Raw genomic sequence first — 20302 nt, forward strand, 5'->3', positions numbered from 1 at the left:
CAAATGAGTAGCAATCGACACGCAGCCTATTCCGCCGAACGGCGCAGCGTGTCCACCACGGGGCGCACCAGCACCTCGCGCAGGCCCCACCAGCCCGCGGCCAGCGCCAGCACCGCACCCGCCACGGCGCCCGCCAGGGGCACCCAGGGCGCGGCCGTCCAGGTGAAGTCGAACACGAAGCGCGCCAGCGCCCAGCCCACGCCCACGGCCACGGCGCTGGCCAGGAAGCCCGCGAGCAGGCCCACGCCCACCAGCTCGGCGCGCTGCACCTGCCGCAGCAGGCTGGCGCGCGCGCCCACGGCGCGCATGATGGCGTACTCGCGGGCGCGCTCCTCGCGCGTGGCGGTGACGGCCGCGAACAGCACCACCAGCCCGGCGGCCAGCGTGAAGGCAAACAGGAATTCCACCGCGCGGATCACCTGGTCCAGCACGCGCTGCACCTGGGTGATGGTGGCGCCCATGTCCACGTTGGTGATGTTGGGAAACTGGCGCACCAGGGCGTTGTCGAAGCCGTTGGTCTCGGGGGCGCGGTACGCCGCCAGGTAGGTGACCGGCACGTCCTTGACGCTGGCCACGGGGTACATCACGAAGAAGTTGGCCCGCATCGACCCCCAGTCCACCTTGCGCAGGCTGGTGATGCGCGCTTCGTTCTGCACGCCGCCCATGTCGAACAGCAGCCGGTCGCCCATCTGCAGGCCCAGGGTCTCGGCAATGCCCTCCTCGACGCTGATGGCACCTTCCTCGCCCTGGCGCCACTGGCCGGCCACGATCTGGTTGTGGGGGGGTGGTTCGGTGGCGTTGGAAAGGTTGAACTCCCGGTCGACGAGGCGCTTGGCGCGGTCGTCGGTATAGCTGTCGGGGCCCACGGGCTTGCCGTTCACGGCCAGCAGGCGGCCACGGATCATGGGATACCAGTCGTACCGGGCCACGCCGCCGTCCTTGAGGGCCTGCTGGAACGCATCGGACTGGTCGGGCATCACGTTGATGACGAAGCGGTTGGGCGCATCGGGGGGCGTGGCCTTGCGCCAGCTGTCCACCAGGTCGGTGCGCAGCAGCACCAGCAGCACCAGCGCCAGCAGGCCCACGGCCAGGCTGCTCACCTGCACCACGGCGTAGGCGGGGCGCGCGGAGATCTGCCGCGTGGCCAGCACCAGCCAGCGCGGGGCGGTGGCCTCGTTCACGCTCTTGCGCAGCAGCTTCACCGCCACCCACGACAGCCCCGCAAACAGGGCCACCGCGCCGGCAAAGCCGCCCACGGCAATCAGCCCCAGCTTGATGTCGCTGCTGACCGTCAGCAGCAAGGCCGCGAAACCGGCGATGCCGATGCCCAGCACCGCCAGCGACGCGGGCTTGAGCCCGCCCACGTCGCGCCGGATCACGCGCAGGGGCGGCACCTGGGCCAGCTGCAGCACGGGCGGCAGGCCGAAGGCGAACAGCAGCGTGAGCCCCATGCCCAGGCCAAATGCCACGGGCCACAGGCTGGGCGGCGGCAGGGCTGACTCGACCAGCCCCGCGAGCAGCAGCACGAAGGCGTAGTGCACCAGATAGCCCAGCGCCACGCCCAGCGAACTGGCGAACAGGCCCACGAGAGCGAATTCGGCCGTGTAGGCGCCCGCGATGGTGCGCTGGCTCTGCCCCAGCACCCGCAGCATGGCCGAGGCATCCAGGTGCTCTGCCGCGAAACCGCGCGCGGCCAGCGCCACGGCCACGGCCGACAGCAGCGCCGCGAGCAGCGCCACGAGGCTCAGGAACTTCTGCGCCCGGTCCAGCGTCTGGCGCATCTCGGGGCGGCCGCTTTCGAGGGATTCCACCCGCACCCCGTGCACCTCGGGCTTCTTGGCCTCCGCCACGGCCCATTCGCTGAAGGCCTTGACCGCGGGGCCCGGCCCGATGACGGCGAAGCGGTAGGTGAGGCGGCTGGCCGGCTGCACCAGGCCGGTGGCGGGCAGGTCGGCATCGTTCACCATCACGCGCGGGGCAAAGCTCATGAAGCCCGCGCCCCGGTCGGGCTCGATCACGATGATGCGCGCGATGCGCAGCTGCGCATCGCCCAGCAACAGCATGTCGCCCATGGCCAGGTTCAGCGATTCGAGCAGGGGAGCATCCACCCACGCCTCGCCCCGGGCAGGGATGTCGCGGGTGGGCTGGTCGAGCGCCCCCGGCGCGTCAGCCACCTTGAGGCTGCCGCGCAGCGGGTAGCCCGGCGGCACGCTCTTGAGGGCCACCAGCTTGCTGGCACCACCCTGCGCATCGCTGGCCCGGCCCATGGTGGGAAAGCCCACCGTGGTGACCGCCTGCAAGCCCAGGGCCGCGGCCCGCTCGACGAACGCCGCTGGCGTGGGGTTGTCGCTGGCCACCACGGCATCGCCGCCCAGCAGCTGCAGCGCATCGCGCTGCAGGCCGCCCTGAAGGCGGTCGGCGAAAAACCCCACGGACGTGAGCGCCGCCACCGCCAGCGTGACCGCCACGATGAGCAGGCGCAGTTCGCCCGCGCGCAGGTCGCGGGCCAGGGTACGCCAGCCAAGGCGCAGAAAAGACAGGTTCATGGCACGGAACCTTAGCGCAAACGGAGCGCTCTGGCGCTGTTCAGGGCTTTGTGTCGCCGGCCGCCGGCGCCGCGCCACCGGACCCCCCCGCATCCAGGCGCGCTTGCAGCGCCTCCAGCACGGGCTGGATCTGTGTGCCCACGTGGATCTGGGGGTTGGAGAATCCGTCGGTCTTGCCGGCCTCCACCTCGCGCTGCGCGATCAGCGGCACGGCCTTGGCAAAGGCCTCGGTGAATGAATGGGTCTGGCGCAGTTGCTCGTTGAACACCGCGCGGCCGAAGAACGTGAGCTCGGACCGCGTGCCGCAGCCATACGATGTGTGGGTGGCGTCGGCGGCCGTCATGATGAGCGTGCCATCGGTGGCCAGGGGCCCGATCCAGCCGCCGGAGTAGCAGGCCGACACCGCGATCACGCGGTGGCGAATGCCGGCTTCATCCAGCGCGGCGCGCAGCATTTCCGGCGTGACGGGCTGCACCTGCAGCGGCCCGTGCGATGCCGCCAGCTCGTGGTTGCGCGCGCCGTGCGAGGTCATGTAGATCACCAGCAGGTCATGGTCGCGGTCCATGCGCGCACCCAGGGCCGAAATGGCGCGCTGCAGGTTCTGCGGCGTCGCCCAGACGTGGGTGTCGGCGGTCTCGGCATGGTTGAGCAGGTGGATCACGCGGCCGTGCGCGTCGAACCGTTCCTGCAGCAGCGTGCTGACCATGGTGCTTTCGCGCCGGAACACGTTCTCTTCGGCATAGGGAGCGAACACGAGGCCGTAGACATCCACCACCCCGTCCCGCTGGGCCGCCAGCGCTTGCACCTGGCGCTCCCACAGCGCCTGCTGCGCCTCGAACACCGGCTGCGACAAGGTCAGCTGCGCGGGTTCGGGGCCCTCCTCGGCGGCCTGCGCCGCCGCCAGGGCCGCACCGTCCAGCTCCCAGGGCTGGTCCTGGAACTGCCACATGCCCACCCCGATGATCGCCGCCATCGACACCGCGAACACCGCCGTGCGCAGGCGCGAGCGGATGAAGCGCGCGCTCACCACGACCAGCGCCGCCAGAACCCACGCCGTCAGCACGCCGTAGGCAGTCCAGAAAACGATTCCGGCCGTGTTTCCGACCCACAGCGCGGGCCGGTGGACGGTGGCACCCAGCAGGGCATACAGCACGAGCAGGGGCACCAGCGGAGCCCACGCCGACAACACATACCAGGCGGCGAGCCCGCCCGTTGGCGAGCCCTCCGGGGCCGGCGCGCCGGCCGCAAGGCGCTGCGCGGGTGCCATGGCCCACCAGGCCAGCCACAGAAGCGCCAGGCCGCTCCACATCGGCGCGAGCCAGCCCCGCAGGCTGAACTGGGCGGGCCCTGCCACCTGGAACCGCGCCGCCCCCACCAGCAGCGCGCCACCGAGCAGCACGAGAACGATCAATTGCCACGGGGTGGGAACCGCGGCCCCCGTGCGGGGCGGCAGGAACAGCGTGGCCCGCAGGCCCTCGCGGACCCAGGCTCCCAGGGGCAGGCGAAGAGGGGCAGGCGCCCCGGCCGAGGCCGCCGCCGGCGCAGTGGCGGGCGCACCGGGGGGCAGCCCCTCATCCAGCGAGATTTCGATCTTGGCGGGTTCGGGGGCCCACTGGCTCGGTTGGGTATCGGCCCAGGCGCCCTTGGCGTTCAGGTCTTGCATGCGCGCATCATGCCACCGCGGGATGACGGCCCGGGGGCCGGGGAACATGCGCAGGGGAACCGGGGCGGACCGCCGCGAGATACCCCCGAAAGTGCCTCTCAGGCCGCGCTGGCGGACGCCGCCGGCGCCATGGCAGGCACCCGCGCCAGTTCAGGCTGCAGCACCAGCCGGTGCACCCCGCTGTAGCAGACGAAGCGGCGGTTGGTGGCGCGCCCGATGGCGCACAGGCCCAGCTGCTGGGCCACGGCATGGCCCATCTGCGTCATGCCGCTGCGCGACACCACGATGGGCACGCCCATCTGGGCCGACTTGATGACCATCTCGCTCGTGAGGCGGCCTGTGGTGTAGAACACCTTGTCCGAGCCCGACATCGGCACATGCCCCCCCGCGGAGGGCCCGCCACCGGTGCGGGCCGGCGCCTCGGGGTTCATCCACATCCAGCCCGCGATGGTATCGATGGCATTGTGGCGCCCCACGTCTTCCACGAAAGTGAGCAGTTCCTCCCCCTGGAACAGCGCGCAGCCATGCACGGAGCCCGCGGACTTGTACGTGGTCTCCTTGATGCGGATGGCGTTCACGATGCCATACAGCTGGGCCTGGGTGAGGCGCGCCTCGGGCAGCGCGATCCGGTCCACCTCATCCATCAGCCCGCCAAACACGCTGCCCTGCCCGCAGCCGGTGGTCACCACCTTGCTGGCCGTCCGCTCCTCGATGCGCGCGATGCCGTGGCGCGTGCGCACGGCGGCGGCGTGGACCTCCCAGTCGACGGTGACGGATTCGATGTCGAAGACGGACTCCACCAACCGCTGGTTGCGCAGGTAGCCCAGCACCAGGAGCTCAGGCTGAGCGCCCAGCGTCATCAGCGTGACCAGCTCGCGCTTGTCCACATACACGGTGAGCGGCCGTTCGGCGGGAATGGACACCTGCTCCCGTTCACCCAGTTCATTGACCACCTCGACCCCATGGGTGAGCGGTGCCTGGGCCTGCGTGAGGCGCGGCAACGGCGGGGTGGCGGGGTCCGTGGCGGTGCGGGAAGTCATGGCCGGACTATACGCAGGCTCCGTGCGCGCCGCAGCCAGGGGCCGCAATGCCTCATGGTGTCCTGCCCGGGGCAGGGGCGCGGAGCCCCCTGGGAAGAGGCTGGGCGCCAGCCGCCGGGCCCGCGTTCAGGACTTGGGGGCCGATGCCGCCGCCGCGGGCGTCGACGTGCTGGGCGGGCTGCTCGCCGTGCCAGGCGGCGAATGGGCGCCAGAGGCCTCCAGGGGCTTGGCCTCCGGCGGCGTGTACGCGAACGGTCCGGGGTCGGTGCATGCGGCGGCACTGGTGGCCGTGGCGGGCTTGGCGGCTGGGCTGGTCTTGCGATAGTGGGCCGCCACGCGGTCCTGGGCCAGACACAGCTTGTAGTTGTCCACCTTGCCCGCCCAGGCCGTCTTGGCGGCGGCTTCGGCGGCCTTGGCCGCGGCCTCGGGCGATGGCGCGGGAAGCTTGGCCACCGCCAGCATGCAGGAACTGGCCGCGCACACGGCCAGGAGCGAGGAACGGAAAAAATGCGTCATGGTGCGGTACCTCATACCTGTGCGGGTTGGCCTGCCGATGGCGCTGCGGCAGCATCGCCCCCCGGGGTGCTGGCACTGCGCTGGCGGGGAATCTTGCCCGCCTGGACGTCGTCATACCAGAGCTCATGGTGCTCCCGGGCCCAGGCCTCGCTCACGTAGCCCGTCTTCATGGCCTTGTAGGCGCCGCGCATGCCCACCGTGCCCATGTAGATGTGTCCGCAGATCAGCGCCATCATCCAGATGGCCAGCGAGGCATGGACCATGTGGGCGATCTGCATGTCGCCGCGCACGTCGCCAAAGCCGGGGATGAGCTTGTCGAGCACCAGGCCCGTGGCCACCACAAGGATGCCAGGGATGGTGATGCCCCACCAGAACAGGCCCTTCTCGCCCGCGTTGAAGCGGTGGGAGGGAACCTGGTGGTCACCGCCCAGCATGCCGCCGCCCTTGGACAGCCACACGAAGTCCGCGCGGTTGGCAATGTTGTCCTTGACGAAGGTGAGGATGATCACGAGCAGCGACACGGCGAACAACGGGCCCATGAAGTTGTGCACATTCTTGAGCGCATAGGTGATCCATCCGAACAGCGAGGCACCCAGGACCGGCAGGAGGAAGAACTTGCCAAAGGCCATCACGATGCCGGAGAGGGCCAGCGTGCAGAAGGCGAACGCATTGGACCAGTGCGCCGCCCGTTCGAACGGCGTGAAACGCTCGATGCGGCGGGTGCCGGCGCCCTCGGGATGGTCATGCCCCAGCGGGCCCTTGACGAAGTAGAAGATGCCCAGCGCCAGCAGCACGATGGCGAACAGCGCCGCGCCATAGGGAATGATCCAGTGGTTGCGCACCTGCCGCCAGGCCTCACCCGCATTGGTGAAACGCGAGCCGGGATACTGCACGAAGGGCTGGATCAGGTTGCCCGCCTCGGGCGCCTGCGTTTTGGGCAGGCTGCTGTAGCCCGTCACGCCCTGCCCCACCTGGCGCCACATGGGCGCATTGTTGCCAGGCTGCACCTTGGCACGCTCGCCGTTGGTCTGCCCGGCGTACTTGGGGTCCGCGCTGGCATCCGGCTTGACCTCGAAAATGTTCTGGCCCTGGATGCCGCCGGGTGCTTGCGGCGCCACCGCTGCGGCCGTGGCCGGCGCTGCGGCCGTGCCCGCATCGGGCGCCGCTGGCGCCTGGGCACCCGCGGGCCCCCAGGCCACACCCGCCGCCACGACCAAGGCACACACGATGTGTTTCATGGTGAACCTCGCTTCACTTGGTGCGGGTGTATTCGTTCTGGCCGTACTGCTGGCGCGCCTTGAGCTGCGCTTCCCAGCCGGCCTTGTCCCCGGCCTTCCAGCCAGGCTGGGTGAAGTTGCTGCCCGTGCCGGCATATGGCGGCGCGTCGCTGCGGATGCCCGCGCCCGTCTGGGGTTTTTCGCCGCAACCGGCGAGGGCCGCGACAGCCCCTGCCGCTGCAAGAACAACAAGAAGGGGAAGCCGCTTCATGACTTGCCCCCCGCAGGCTGGCCGGCCTGCTGCGAACCGTAGGCCGTGCCCCAGCCCCACACTTCGGCGCCCTTGCCGCGCTGCACCACGCGGTTGCGGAAGATGTCGGCCACCACATCGCCGTCGCCGGCCAGCAGGGCCTTGGTGGAGCACATCTCCGCGCAGGCCGGGAGCTTGCCCTCGGCCAGGCGGTTGCGGCCGTACTTGTCGAATTCGGCCTGGCTGCCGTGGTCCTCGGGCCCCCCGGCGCAGAAGGTGCACTTGTCCATCTTGCCGCGCACGCCGAAGGTGCCCTGCGACGGGAACTGCGGCGCACCGAACGGGCAGGCGTAGCTGCAGTAGCCGCAGCCGATGCACACATCCTTGTCGTGCAGCACCACGCCTTCTTCGGTGCGGTAGAAGCAGTTGACGGGGCACACGGCCATGCAGGGTGCGTCGCTGCAGTGCATGCAGGCTACCGAGATGGACTTCTCGCCGGGCACTCCGTCGTTGAGCGTGACCACGCGGCGGCGGTTCACGCCCCACGGCACCTCGTGCTCGTTCTTGCAGGCGGTCACGCAGCCGTTGCATTCGATGCAGCGCTCTGCGTCACAGATGAATTTCATTCGTGCCATTGCTGTCTCCAATCAGCGATTCAGGTTTTGCCGCCGGGCCGCCCCAAGGCAAAACGCGGCCCCCTCGGGGGGCAGCGCAGTACACAAAGTGACAAGCGTGGGGGCCATGTCTTCAGGCGCGTTCCACGTTGCAGATCGTGGTCTTGGTTTCCTGCATCATGGTCACGCTGTCGTAGCCATAGGTGGTGGCCGTGTTCACGGCCTCGCCGCGCACCACGGGCGCCGCGCCCTTGGGGTAGTACGCCAGCATGTCGGCGCCCTGCCAGCGGCCCGAGAAGTGAAACGGCATCCATACCGTGTCGGGCGCCACGCGCTCGGTGACGAGCGCCTGCACATTGAGCCGCGCACCCGTGGGGGAACTGAGCCACACGCGCTCGCCGTTGTGGATGCCGCGATCCGCCGCCGTCTTGGGGTTGATCTCGACGAACGATTCCTGCTGCAGCTCCGCCAGCCAGGGATTGGAGCGGGTTTCCTCGCCGCCGCCTTCGTATTCCACGAGGCGGCCCGAGCTCAGGATGAGCGGGAATTTCTCGTGCACCTTGTCGGCCACGTTCTTGTCCTGAAGGCTCTTGTAGAGCGTGGGCATGCGCCAGAACGCCTTCTTGTCGTCATGGGTGGGGTATTTGGCGACAAGGTCCGGGCGGGTGCCGTACAGCGGCTCGCGGTGCTGCGGAATGGCGTCGGGGAAGTTCCACACCACCGCGCGCGCCTTGGCATTGCCAAAGGGATGGCAGCCATGCTTCATCGCCACGCGGATGATCGCGCCCGTCGGGTCGGTCTTCCAGTTCTTGCCCTCGGCCTTGGTTTTCTCGGCGTCGGTGAGGTCATCCCACCAGCCCAGCTTCTTGAGCAGCACATGGTCGAACTCGGGGTAGCCCGTGGTGATCTCGCTGCCCAGCGAGTGCGAGCCGTCCTCGGCCAGCAGGTTCTGGCCGTCCTTTTCCACACCGAAGTTGGCGCGGAAGTTGCCGCCGCCATCCATCACGTGCTTGGAGGTGTCGTACAGGTTGGCCGAGCCGGGGTGCTTGAGCTCGGGCGTGCCGTAGCAGGGCCAGGGCAGGCCGAAATAGTCGCCCGTGAAGTCGTAGCCGGTGTCCTTGTCCTTGCCTCCCTTGGCCTTCAAGGTTTTCACGTCGAACACGTGCATGTTCTTCATGTGCGCCTTCAGGCGCTCGGGGCTCTGGCCGGTGTAGCCAATGGTCCACACGCTCTTGTTGATCTCGCGCAGGATGTCCTCGGGCACGGGCTCGTCCATGCCCTTGACCTTCTGCATCTTGTAGTTCTTGGAGAGCTCGGTGGCAAAGCCCAGCTTCTCGGCGAACTGGTGCATGATCATGTGGTCGGAGCGGCTCTCCCACAGCGGATCGATCACTTTCTCGCGCCACTGCAGCGAACGGTTCGAGGCCGTGCAGGAGCCGCTGGTCTCGAACTGCGTGGCCGCGGGCAGCAGGTACACGGCGCGGTTGGGGTTGAGGTCCTCGGCCTTGCCGGGCATCGCGGCCATGGCCGCCGTGGCCGAGGGGTACGGGTCCACCACCACCAGCAGGTCCAGCTTGTCCATGGCCCGCTTCATCTCGAGGCCCCGCGTCTGCGAGTTGGGCGCGTGGCCCCAGAAGAACACGCCGCGCAGGTTGGAGTCCTGGTCGATGAGCTCATTGTTCTCCAGCACGCCATCGATCCAGCGCGACACCGTGATGCCGCTCTTGGTCATCATCGCGGGCGAGGCGTACTGCTTCTTGATCCATTCGAAATCCACGCCCCACACCGCCGCGAAGTGCTTCCAGGAGCCTTCGGCCAGGCCGTAGTAGCCGGGCAGCGAATCGGGGTTGGGGCCCACGTCGGTCGCGCCCTGCACGTTGTCATGGCCCCGGAAGATGTTGGTGCCACCGCCGGTCTTGCCCACATTGCCCAGTGCCAGCTGCAGGATGCACGATGCGCGCACCATCGCATTGCCGATGGAGTGCTGCGTCTGGCCCATGCACCAGACGATGGTGCCCGGGTTGTTCTCGTGCAGCATGGTGGCGACCTTGAGCATCTGCGCCTCGCCCACGCCGCAGGCATCCTGCACCTTGTCGGGCGTCCACTTGGCCAGCACGTCCTCGCGCACCTTGTCCATGCCGTAGACACGGTCGTTGATGTACTTCTTGTCTTCCCAGCCGTTCTTGAAGATGTGGTACAGCAGGCCGAACAGGAAGGGGATGTCGGTGCCCGAACGGATGCGCACGTATTCGTCGGCCTTGGCGGCCGTGCGGGTGAAACGCGGGTCCACCACGATCATCTTGCAGCCGGTTTCCTTGGCGTGCAGCATGTGCAGCATGCTCACCGGGTGGGCCTCGGCCGCGTTGGATCCGATGTACAGGGCGACCTTGCTGTTCTGCATGTCGTTGTACGAATTGGTCATGGCGCCGTAGCCCCATGTGTTGGCCACGCCGGCCACCGTGGTCGAGTGGCAGATGCGCGCCTGGTGGTCGCAGTTGTTGGTGCCCCAGAAGCTCACGAACTTGCGCAGCAGGTAGGCCTGCTCGTTGTTGTGCTTGGACGAGCCCACGAAGTACACGCTGTCAGGGCCGCTGGCCTTGCGCAGCTCCTGCATCTTGGCGGTGATCTCGTTGAGCGCCGTGTCCCAGCTGATGCGCTCGTACTTGCCGTTCACCAGCTTCATGGGGTAGCGCAGGCGGTACTCGCCGTGGCCGTGCTCGCGCAGCGCGGCACCCTTGGCACAGTGCGCGCCCAGGTTGATGGGCGAATCGAACACCGGCTCCTGGCGCACCCACACGCCGTTCTCGACCACCGCATCGACCGCGCAGCCCACCGAGCAGTGGGTGCACACGGTGCGGCGCACTTCGATCTTGCTGTCGCCCAGGCCCACCTTGGCGCCTTCGGCGGCACTGGACTTCTTGACCAGGGTCAGCTGCGACGCGGCAATGCCGACGCCGACGCCCAGGCCCGAGCGGCGCAGGAACGAGCGCCGGTCCATGGTGGGCAGGGCCTGCGACAAACCGCGGCGCAGGCTGTGGACAAAGGGAGATGCCGGGGCTGCGCCGGGCGCGGCGTGCGGCGATTTCTTGGTGAGCAACATGGGGCGCCCCGCGTCAGAGTTGGGTGGTCTTGTAGTACTGCTTCACATGGGCGGACAGGTGGTACCCGCCGCCCTTCTCCGGCGCCACGCGGGGGGGCGCGGACACTGCCGCATCGGAAGACGGCGCCACCTGGGGAAGGGCCATCACGGCGGCCGCTGCGGCGCCGACGGTGGCGGCGCCGGCAAAGAAGCTGCGGCGCGAGGATGGGGGTTGGCTGTTCTGCATGCTTGTCTCCAGAATGGCTGGCAGCTATGAAAGGCTGTTCATACAGTCTATGTCACTGAGTGCAACACTGCAATTGAGGCAAATACCTCCCACCAAGTTACTCACCTTTTATAGCGGCCCGGCCAGACGCCGCGAGCGCGCCCCGCTCAATCGAGCATGTCGAAGCCCTGCGCCTCCACGGCCACGAAAGCCCGCGTGAATGCGGCCAGCGCCGCATACAGGCGGGCCTGGGGGTGGGCCGCCAGCGCATCGCACAGCGCCCCGGTCCAGGGCTGCAGGTGCGTTGCAAAAAAGTCGCGCTGGGACGCCAGGTTGCACACGGCCACTTCGTCACCGGCAATCAGGTAGCGCATCACCTCGCACAGGTAGGCGATGTGGTCTTCGGTCTCGGGCATGGCCGCCTCATCACGCGCCAAACCCAGGCGGGCCAGGTCGGTGCGCAGGCGGGCCAGGGGCTTTTCGTTCAGGAAGCCGCTCAGGTAGTGCGATGCGTACAGGTAGACCTCGGGCTTGCCCACGCCGCCGAACAGGCGGTCGAACTCCAGCGCCACGGCCGCATCGTCCAGCGCGCGCGCCGCGCCCACCAGTTGCTGCCAGGGCTCCTGCAGAAAGCCGCCCGCGGTGGGCGCCTCGGTCACGGCCACGCGCAGGGCGGACAGCAGTTCGGGGCCGGGCGCCGCGTAGTACAGCTGCGACAGCAGGCCATACAGCTCGGCGCGCGCGGTTTCTTCGTCCAGCGCCGAGCTGCCGGGGGTGGTCATTGAAGGTTGGGCGCTCACAGGTCCGTCACTTTCGCTTCGCTTTGGGAGGAATACAGGTCGATCACGCGGCAGTCGCTGCACATCTTCAGGCGCTCCAGCGCCTCGCCCTGGAACATGGGGTGGCCCGAGAGCTTGCCCAGCATGGCCTCGATGGCCTTGACCGTGCCGAACGGCTTGCTGCAGCGCACACAGGCCCAGGGCTTGGCTTCGTTGAGCACGCGCAGCTGCGCGCGCTCGGGCGTGAGCAGCAGGCGCGGCTGCAGGGTGATCGCGTCTTCGGGACAGGTGGTGGCGCACAGGCCGCACTGCACGCAGTTCTTCTCGATGAAGCGCAACTGGGGTAGTTGCGGGTTGTCCTGCAGGGCGCTGGCGGGGCACGCGCTCACGCAGCTCAGGCACAGCGTACAGCGGTCCTTGTCCACGTGGATGCTGCCCAGCGGGGAGCCCGCGGCCGGCAGCGCAATGGCATCGGGCCGCACCGTGGCCGGGGCTGGCGCGTGTTCGATGAGATGGTCCAGCGCCATCTCCAGCGTGCTGCGCTTTTCCTGCGCCACGGCGAAGCGCGCGGCCACGGCGGGCGTGGCCTGGCGGGTCTGCCCCAGCGCCTGCAGCGCGGCATCGAGCGCCGTGGGATGCACCGCTTTGACCAACTGCAGGTGGCTGCCCGTGTAGCCCAGCCCGCGCAGGATGGCCTGCGCCACATCCATCTGCGCCTGCAGGCCTTCGAGGTACTGCGGGGCTTCTTCATCGGTCACCAGCACCGCGACCTGCGAGGCACCGTAAGCCACGGCGCTCAGCCACAGGTCCACGCCCAGGCTGGCCGTGTGCCACACCGCCACCGGAATCACCCGCGCCGGCACGCCGTGCGCCACCTTGAGTTGCGCCGCGCGGCCCAATTCCTCCACCAGCGCCTGCCCGCGCTCCTGGCTGTGCAGCAGCACCACCGCGTCCTTGCCGCCGGCTGCGGCATAGGTGGACAGCAGCGTCTTGAGCTTCAGACCCTGGTCCGTGGCGCCGGGGTAGGCATAGGTCAGCGCCCCCGTGGGGCACACCGTGGTGCAGGCACCGCAGCCCACGCACAAATGCGGGTTCACCTTGATTTGTTGGCGGCTCTTGTCGCTGGCAATGGCCTCGGCCGAGCAGATGTCCACGCAGGCATTGCAGCCCACGGTTTCATTGCGGCTGTGGGCGCACAGCTTTTGCTTGTAGGCAAAGAACTTGGGTTTCTCGAACTCGCCCACCAGTTCGCGCAGGCGCAGCAGCGTGGCGATGTCGCGGCCGTCCCAGCGGAAGTACCCCTGCGGCAGCGCGTGCTGCACGAAGGTGGGCGTGGCCGTGGCGGCGCGCAGGTCGAGCACCATGTCGAAGCGCTCGGTGTGCGGCGCGGCTTCGCGGGTGAAGTCGATGGCGCCCGCCACCTGGCAGACCTTCACACAAGTGCGGTGCGACTGGCAGGCCGACAGGTCGATCTGGTAGTCCAGCCCGATGGCGTTTTCGGGGCACGCGGCCACGCAGGCATTGCAGCGGGTGCACAGGTCCAGGTCGATGGGGTTGTCGGCCGTCCATTGCAGATCGAACGCGCCCAGCCAGCCCGTGAGGCCTGTGATGCGCCCGCCCAGCACGGGAAAGCGCCGCGCCTGCGCGCCGCCCGCAGCGCCCGGGCCCTGGGTGAACACCGTCACCTCCAGCACGTCGGACACCATGGCCGCCGCACGCTCGGCCGCATCCAGCGGCCCGATGATCAGAAGGCGCCCTGCGCTCCTGAACGTGACCGTGGGCACGGGTGCGGGCTCGGGCAACTGCGCGGCGGCCAGCAGCGCCGCGATCTTGGGGGTGGCCTGGCTCGCATCGCGGCTCCAGCCGCCGGTCTCGCGGATGTTGACGAAGCGGAGGGGGGAGATGGCGCCCTCGGTCTGCTGGCCCAGCTCGGCGAACAGGCGCTGCTCCTGCGTGCAGGCCACCACCACGTCCTGGCCGGTCTTGATGGCCTGCTGGAAAGCGCCGGCTTCGCGCCGGCACAGCGTGGAGTGAAGGGTCAGGCCCTGGTCGTCATGCAGTGCCGCGCCCAACGCCTTCGCGTCGAGGGGCATCGTCTGGTTGCAGTCGCAGATGAGCGTCGTGGTCATGGTCGGGTTGGCTGGCTGGCGCGTCGGCTGTCCCGGTGGGGGACAGCGCGGGCGCGCCGGGCTCGCTGGAGGACTCGCTAGGAACAGCGGTGCATACCCCCGACTGTGCCACGCCCGCAGCCTCTTGCGCCTCCGCATCATCCCGATGCTGAGCGGGACCCGGGGGCTTTGCCGCAGCACCCTCCGCGTCCGGGGAGGGCTTTTCATGGTCGAAGAAGCCCATGGCATGGGCGCTGGCCATTTTGCGCAGCATGCCCTCGGGCAAGGGATCGGGCTGCGTGTAGTCGCCGATGTAGATGTCCAGGCCGTCCATCACGTTGAAGTGCGGGTCGGCGAACAGCTTCTTCATCGCCAGGTTGCGCACCTCGGGCGAGACCGCGCGCTGCACGAAGGGCTTGAAGTCGGACGCGGGCGTGAGCGCTTGGGCATCGGCCAGCGTGGGCGGCGGTGGCGCCGGGTCGACGGGCGGCGGGTTGTCCGCCGCTGGGGGATGGGCGGCCTGCCCCGTCGCCGCCGCCGTGGCGGGCAGGCCCTGCGCCGGCACGGGGGGCAGTGCGGCGGCGGGCGGTGGGTCTGCCACCGGCTTGCCCTCGCGCACCTCCTGCTTGCGGCGCGACCAGCGCCCGAGGAATCCGTCAGCCACGGTCTGCCCTTCCCTGCTCCACGACGTCACCACCACCACCACGCCCGCCGCCGCCGCGTTGCTTCTCGGTGGAAACGGCCGCAGGATTTCCAAAACGGTCCTGCAGGGGGCGGAAGCTGTCGGGGCGCTTCCTGCGCTTGGGCTCGGGCTGGTAGTGCTCGACCACGAAGGCCCGCAGCACCTCCAGCACCTCGGGCGGGGCGGGCACCTGCTCCACGGTTTCCTGCGCGTCCAGCCAGCGGCCGGCGTCGTGGTAGCTCAGGCTCACGGCCACGGGGCGCGCCAGCGGGATCTCGCCCGTGCCGGTGTCCTCATCGCGGCGCCACAGCACGAACCAGCACGGGGCCGGCGAGGTGAGGTTGAGGTGGTAGCCCTCGGCATCGTCGCGGAACAGCTCCACCACGAAGCCGGGGAACAGCCAGCGCTGCTCGCGCTCGTCGCTGAGCAGGCGGCGCGGCGCGGTGCCGAAGGTGGGCTCGTTGATCACCACCTCGGCCAGCGACCAGCGCCAGGGCTGCCAGCGGTTGTCGATGCGCTCGCAGCGCATGATCACGGCAACGTCGGTGTGGGGGCGTTCGGTCATGGGCGTTGACTGTACTCCGCCCTCAGCCGGCGCTCAGGCAAAACCAGGCGGCTTTGCGGGTTCTCAGTGCGGCGCAGTGGCCTGCGCCACCTCCAGCCGCTCGACGGCCACCGCGCAGTACTTGAACTCGGGGATCTTGCCGAACGGGTCCAGCGCCGCGTTGGTCAGCAGGTTGGCCGCTGCCTCCACATACGCAAACGGCATGAACACGGTGCCGCGCGGCGTGCCGTCGTCGCGCCGCACGCGCACCTGCACCATGCCGCGCCGCGAGCGGATGCCCACCAGCGCCCCGGGCGCCACGCCCAGCCGCGCCAGTTCGTCGCCATGCAGCGATGCGGTGGCCATGGGCTCGATGGCGTCCAGCACGGTGCTGCGCCGGGTCATGCTGCCCGTGTGCCAGTGCTCCAGCTGGCGGCCGGTGATGAGCACCAGGGGGTAGTCGGCATCGGGCTTTTCGGCCGCCGGGATCACGCTGGCGGGCACCAGCTGCAGGCGGCCCGTGGGCGTGGGGAATTTTTCGGTGAAGACGATGGGCTGGCCCGGGTCGCCTTCCGTGAGGCAGGGGTAGGTCACGCTGGAGTCGCGCGCGAGGCGGTCCCAGGTGATGCCCTCGATGCTGGCGTGCATGGCCTGGCGCATTTCGTCGTAGACAGCGGCCACGCCGGACTCTTCGCCTTCGTAGTTCCAGCCAAGCCCCATGCGCGCGGCGATCTGCTGGATGATCCACAGGTCCGGCTGCGCGTCGCCCGGCGGGTTCAAGGCGCGGCGGCCCATCTGCACCATGCGGTCGGTGTTGCTGGCGGTGCCGGTCTTTTCGGGCCAGGCGCTGGCGGGCAGCACCACGTCGGCCAGCCAGGCGGTCTCGGTCAAGAAGATGTCCTGCACCACCAGGTGCGACAGGCTGGCCAGCGCGTGGCGCGCGTGGTTCAGGTCGGGGTCGCTCATGGCGGGGTTCTCGCCCATGATGTACATGCCGCGCACCTTGTGCGGGTCGCTGTCGTCGGCCAGGGCCTTGTGCATGATCTCGACCACGGTGTAGCCCGGCGCCTCATCGAGCCGGGTGCCCCAGAAGTCCTCGAACCAGGCATGCGCCTCCGCGTTGTCCACCCGCTGGTAATTGGGGAACATCATGGGGATCAGCCCCGCGTCGCTCGCGCCCTGCACGTTGTTCTGGCCGCGCAGCGGGTGCAGGCCGGATCCGGGCTTGCCGATCTGGCCGGTGACGGCGCACAGCGCGATCAGGCAGCGCGCATTGTCGGTGCCGTGCACGTGCTGGCTTACGCCCATGCCCCAGAGGATCATCGACGCCTTCGCCGTGGCAAACGCCCGCGCCACCTCGCGCAGCGTCTCGGCCGGGATGCCGCACACCGGGGCCATGGCCTCGGGGCTGCAGCCCATCACGTTGGCCTTCAAGGCCTCGAAGTTGTTGGCGCGGCCTTTGATGAAGGCTTCATCCACCAGGCCTTCGTCGATCACCGTGTGGATCAGCGCGTTGAGCATGGCCACGTCGGTGTCGGCCTTGAACTGCAGTGTGCGCCAGGCATGGCGGCCGATGTCGGTGATGCGCGGATCGGCCAGCACGATCTTCGCGCCCCGCTGCGCGGCGTTCTTCATCCAGGTGGCCGCCACGGGGTGGTTGGCCGTGGGGTTGGAGCCGATCACGAAGATCAGCTCGGCATGCTCCACGTCGTTCACCGGGTTGCTGACCGCGCCCGAGCCCACGCCTTCGAGCAGCGCTGCCACGCTGGAGGCGTGGCACAGCCGCGTGCAGTGGTCCACGTTGTTGCTGCCAAAGCCGGTGCGCACCAGCTTCTGGAACAGGTAGGCCTCTTCGTTGCTGCCCTTGGCCGAGCCGAAGCCCGCCAGCGCCTTGGGGCCGTGCGTGTCGCGCAGCGACCTGAGCGTGCTGGCGGCCAGGCCGAGCGCCTCGTCCCAGGTCGCTGCGCGGAAGGTATCGCGCCAGTCGGCGCCGTAGGGCCGCACCTCCTTGGGCACGCCGGGTTTGCGGATCAGCGGCACCGTCAGGCGGTCGGGGTGGTGGGCGTAGTCGAAACCGAAGCGCCCTTTCACGCACAGGCGGCCGTGGTTGGCCGGGCCGTCGCGGCCCTCGACGCTGATGATTTTTTCATCGCGCACGTTGTAGGTGATGAGGCAGCCCACGCCGCAGAACGGGCAGACCGAATCGACCTTGCGGTCCACCGCCTGCGGGCCGATGTGCGTCTTGGGGCTGAGCGCGCCCGTGGGGCAGGCCTGCACGCATTCGCCGCAGGCCACGCAGGTGCTCTCGGCCATGGGGTCGTCGAGGTCGAACACGATCTTGGAATCTGCCCCGCGCAGCGCGTAGCCGATCACGTCGTTGACCTGTTCCTCGCGGCAGGCGCGCACGCAGCGGTTGCACTGGATGCAGGCGTCCAGGTTCACCGCCATGGCCGGGTGGCTCAGGTCGGGCGCGGGCTGCTCGCGGCGCAGGGCGTAGAGGGCCGGGCGCACGGCCACGCCCAGGCGGTCGGCCCACTCGCTCAGTTCGCCGTGCTGGCCTACCGTTTCTGAAATATTTGAATCAAATTTGCCGCTAGCGATTGATGGATAAGCGCCACCAGCTATCAATTCAGGAGTATTTGATTGGTCGTCGTTCCAGCGATAGCCCACATCGGGCATGTCCGACAGCAGCATCTCCACCACCATCTGCTGGCTCTTGCGGGCGCGCGGGCTGGCGGCCGACACCTTCATGCCCTCGGTCGGCGCGCGGCAGCAGCTGGGGGCGAGCGTGCGCTCGCCGGCGATCTCGACCACGCAGGCGCGGCAATTGCCATCGGGGCGCAGGCCGTCGGTGTAGCAGAGGTGGGGAATGTCCACGCCATGGCGCTGCGCGGCTTTGAGGATGGTTTCACCGGCGTGGGCGGTGACGGGCTGGCCGTCCAGCTCGAAGGCTACGCCAGGCTGCGCCGCCGTGGATGTCAACACGGCGCTCATGGCTGCAACCCTCCGGGCAGTTGCTCGGCGAGCGGGCTGTTGCGCGGCCTGGGCAAGTCGCCTGGCCAGGCCGCCTCGCCCACCTCGTGCGGGAAATACTTGTGGATGCAGCGGATGGGGTTGGGCGCCGCCTGGCCCAGGCCGCAGATCGATGCATCGCCCATCACCTGGGCCAGGTCGTCGAGCAGTTCTTCATCCCACTGCGGGGCGCGCATCAACACCGCAGCCTTGGCCGTGCCCACGCGGCAGGGCGTGCACTGGCCGCAGCTTTCGTGCTCGAAGAAGCGCATCACGTTCAGCGCCGCATCGCGCGCCCGGTCGTGCTGGCTGAGCACGATGACGGCGGCCGAGCCGATGAAGCAGCCGTGGGGCTGCAGCGTGTCGAAGTCGAGCGGGAGGTTGCTCAGGCTGGCGGGAAGGATGCCGCCCGACGCGCCGCCGGGCAGGTAGGCATACAGCTGGTGGCCGTCGGGCATGCCGCCGCAGTATTCGTCGATGAGTTCCTGCACCGTGATGCCCGCAGGCGCGAGCTTGACGCCGGGATGCTTCACGCGTCCGCTCACGCTGAAACTGCGCAGCCCCTTGCGCCCGTGGCGGCCAAAGCTGGCAAACCATTGCGGCCCGCGCTCGACGATGTCGCGCACCCAGTACAGCGTCTCGAAGTTGTGCTCCAGCGTGGGCCGGCCGAACAGGCCCACCTGCGCGATGTAGGGCGGGCGCATGCGGGGCTCGCCACGTTTGCCTTCGATGCTCTCGATCATGGCCGACTCTTCGCCGCAGATGTAGGCACCCGCGCCGCGCCGCAGCTCGATGTGCGGCAAGGGGCATGGCGGTTCGGCGCGCAGATCCCGCAGCGCCGCCTGCAGCAGCGCGCGGCAGCCGTGGTACTCGTCGCGCAGGTAGATGTAGATGGCTTCGGTGCCCACCACCTGGGCGGCGATGAGAACGCCTTCCAGAAAGCGGTGCGGGTCGCGTTCGAGGTAGGTGCGGTCCTTGAAGGTGCCGGGCTCGCCCTCGTCGATGTTGACGGCCATCAGCCGTGGCGCGGGCTGGTCGCGCACGATGCGCCATTTGCGTCCCGCCGGAAAGCCTGCGCCGCCCAGGCCGCGCAGGCCCGAGTTCTCCATGGCCGAGAGCACCGCCTCGGCATCCATTTCGCCGTTGACCAGCGCGGCGGCCGTCTGGTAGCCGCCGTGCGCGCGGTAGGTGGCGAGGTCGGTGTGGGCGGGACTGACCGGGTCTGGCTGCGCAGGCACGCTGTGTTCGGCCAGCGCGGCAATATCAAAATTGATAGCTGCCAGCGCTTGTGGATGAAGCGCCAGGGCCCGATTTGGCTTCGAAATGATGGTGTCCAGCACGGCATCCACCGTGGCGTGTGGCACCGGGCACTGGTGCACCACGGCCACGGGCGCCTGCTCGCAGCGGCCCACGCAGGGCACGGCCACCACCTGCACATCGCCCTGCCCTGCACCAAGGTTCATCGCGCGCAGGCGCCCGGGCAGCTCGGCCAGCAGTTCATGTGCGCCGGCCAGGCTGCAGCTCAGGCTGTCGCACACCCGCAGCACCAGGCGCGGGGCCTGGGCATCCTCGCCGCGCACGATGTCGAAGTGGTGGTAGAAGCTGGCCACTTCATACACCTCGGCCATGGGGCGGTTGAGCTGCTTGGCCAGCGCCACCAGGTGGCGGTCGTGCAGCACGCCAAAGTGGTCGTTCAGCCGGTGCAGGTATTCGATGAGCAGATCGCGCCGAAAACCATCGGCCGGGCGCGGCCCCAGCAGCTGCGCCACCTCGGCCAGCGCGGCATCCTCGGGCTGGCGGCCTTTCAGGCGGCTCTTGCGGCGGATGCGCTCGCGCATGTCGTTGACGGACACGGCGGCCACGGTGGGGGCTTCGGGTGCAGGATTCATGGATCGGGATCGTGGGGCGCGCGCAGCGGTGGTTATGAAGCCGCCTGCATACCGCAGGCTGGCGAGCGCAGTGTCGACGAGGCCCGCGGGGGCGTCAAATTGCTTACGCACATGGGACGATCACAAAAACAAATGAG

General features: G+C 69.1%; 15 protein-coding genes. All 15 read right to left on the bottom strand.

The window, feature by feature from the left end; all coding sequences use genetic code 11:
- Positions 1 to 26 precede the first annotated feature (26 nt).
- Entirely contained in the window at positions 27 to 2546 is a 2520-nt protein-coding gene (locus tag ACAM51_RS07420) for an ABC transporter permease (RefSeq protein WP_218295854.1), read from the bottom strand.
- Positions 2547 to 2586: 40 nt separating this feature from the next.
- On the bottom strand, positions 2587 to 4209 hold the full coding sequence (locus tag ACAM51_RS07425; RefSeq protein ID WP_369643150.1) for a C13 family peptidase: 1623 nt from the start codon (positions 4207 to 4209) through the stop codon (positions 2587 to 2589).
- A 98-nt stretch (positions 4210 to 4307) separates the two neighbouring features.
- Entirely contained in the window at positions 4308 to 5249 is a 942-nt protein-coding gene (locus tag ACAM51_RS07430; protein ID WP_369643151.1) for a formate dehydrogenase accessory sulfurtransferase FdhD, read from the bottom strand.
- 126 nt (positions 5250 to 5375) lie between these two features.
- Positions 5376 to 5765 carry a hypothetical protein gene (locus ACAM51_RS07435; protein ID WP_218295857.1) on the bottom strand — a complete coding sequence of 130 codons (390 nt, stop codon included), beginning with the start codon at positions 5763 to 5765 and terminating at the stop codon, positions 5376 to 5378.
- Positions 5766 to 5776: 11 nt separating this feature from the next.
- The gene (locus ACAM51_RS07440) at positions 5777 to 7003 is read right to left on the bottom strand and encodes a formate dehydrogenase subunit gamma (protein WP_218295858.1); all 1227 of its coding nucleotides are present in this window, start codon (positions 7001 to 7003) and stop codon (positions 5777 to 5779) included.
- Between the two features lie 13 nt (positions 7004 to 7016).
- Positions 7017 to 7253, bottom strand: coding sequence for a hypothetical protein (locus ACAM51_RS07445; RefSeq protein WP_218295859.1), 237 nt, complete (start codon positions 7251 to 7253; stop codon positions 7017 to 7019).
- Positions 7250 to 7867: a formate dehydrogenase FDH3 subunit beta gene (fdh3B, locus tag ACAM51_RS07450; RefSeq protein WP_218295860.1), complete on the bottom strand. Its 618-nt coding sequence runs from the start codon at positions 7865 to 7867 to the stop codon at positions 7250 to 7252. Before fdh3B ends, ACAM51_RS07445 begins: the two co-directional genes overlap by 4 nt.
- Positions 7868 to 7979: 112 nt before the next feature.
- On the bottom strand, positions 7980 to 10946 hold the full coding sequence (locus ACAM51_RS07455; RefSeq protein WP_369643152.1) for a formate dehydrogenase subunit alpha: 2967 nt from the start codon (positions 10944 to 10946) through the stop codon (positions 7980 to 7982).
- A gap of 13 nt (positions 10947 to 10959) precedes the next feature.
- Positions 10960 to 11172, bottom strand: coding sequence for a formate dehydrogenase (locus ACAM51_RS07460; protein ID WP_218295862.1), 213 nt, complete (start codon positions 11170 to 11172; stop codon positions 10960 to 10962).
- Positions 11173 to 11318: 146 nt separating this feature from the next.
- On the bottom strand, positions 11319 to 11933 hold the full coding sequence (locus tag ACAM51_RS07465; protein WP_218339526.1) for a molecular chaperone: 615 nt from the start codon (positions 11931 to 11933) through the stop codon (positions 11319 to 11321).
- A 14-nt stretch (positions 11934 to 11947) separates the two neighbouring features.
- Positions 11948 to 14023 (bottom strand): 4Fe-4S binding protein, encoded by a 2076-nt coding sequence (locus tag ACAM51_RS07470; protein WP_218339921.1) that lies wholly within the window; start codon positions 14021 to 14023, stop codon positions 11948 to 11950.
- On the bottom strand, positions 13983 to 14702 hold the full coding sequence (locus tag ACAM51_RS07475; protein ID WP_369643153.1) for a DUF3306 domain-containing protein: 720 nt from the start codon (positions 14700 to 14702) through the stop codon (positions 13983 to 13985). The genes ACAM51_RS07470 and ACAM51_RS07475 overlap by 41 nt, the downstream gene beginning before the upstream one ends.
- Positions 14695 to 15285: a DUF3305 domain-containing protein gene (locus tag ACAM51_RS07480; RefSeq protein ID WP_369643154.1), complete on the bottom strand. Its 591-nt coding sequence runs from the start codon at positions 15283 to 15285 to the stop codon at positions 14695 to 14697. Before ACAM51_RS07480 ends, ACAM51_RS07475 begins: the two co-directional genes overlap by 8 nt.
- Before the next feature lie 63 nt (positions 15286 to 15348).
- A complete protein-coding gene (gene fdhF, locus ACAM51_RS07485; protein ID WP_369643155.1) occupies positions 15349 to 18258 on the bottom strand; it encodes a formate dehydrogenase subunit alpha in 2910 nt (969 codons plus the stop codon).
- Positions 18255 to 20165, bottom strand: coding sequence for an NADH-ubiquinone oxidoreductase-F iron-sulfur binding region domain-containing protein (locus ACAM51_RS07490; RefSeq protein WP_369643156.1), 1911 nt, complete (start codon positions 20163 to 20165; stop codon positions 18255 to 18257). The genes fdhF and ACAM51_RS07490 overlap by 4 nt, the downstream gene beginning before the upstream one ends.
- Between the last annotated feature and the right edge of the window lie 137 nt (positions 20166 to 20302).

Origin of the sequence: Acidovorax sp. A79 (genome assembly GCF_041154505.1) — a bacterium.
Taxonomy (GTDB): Bacteria; Pseudomonadota; Gammaproteobacteria; order Burkholderiales; family Burkholderiaceae_C; genus Acidovorax.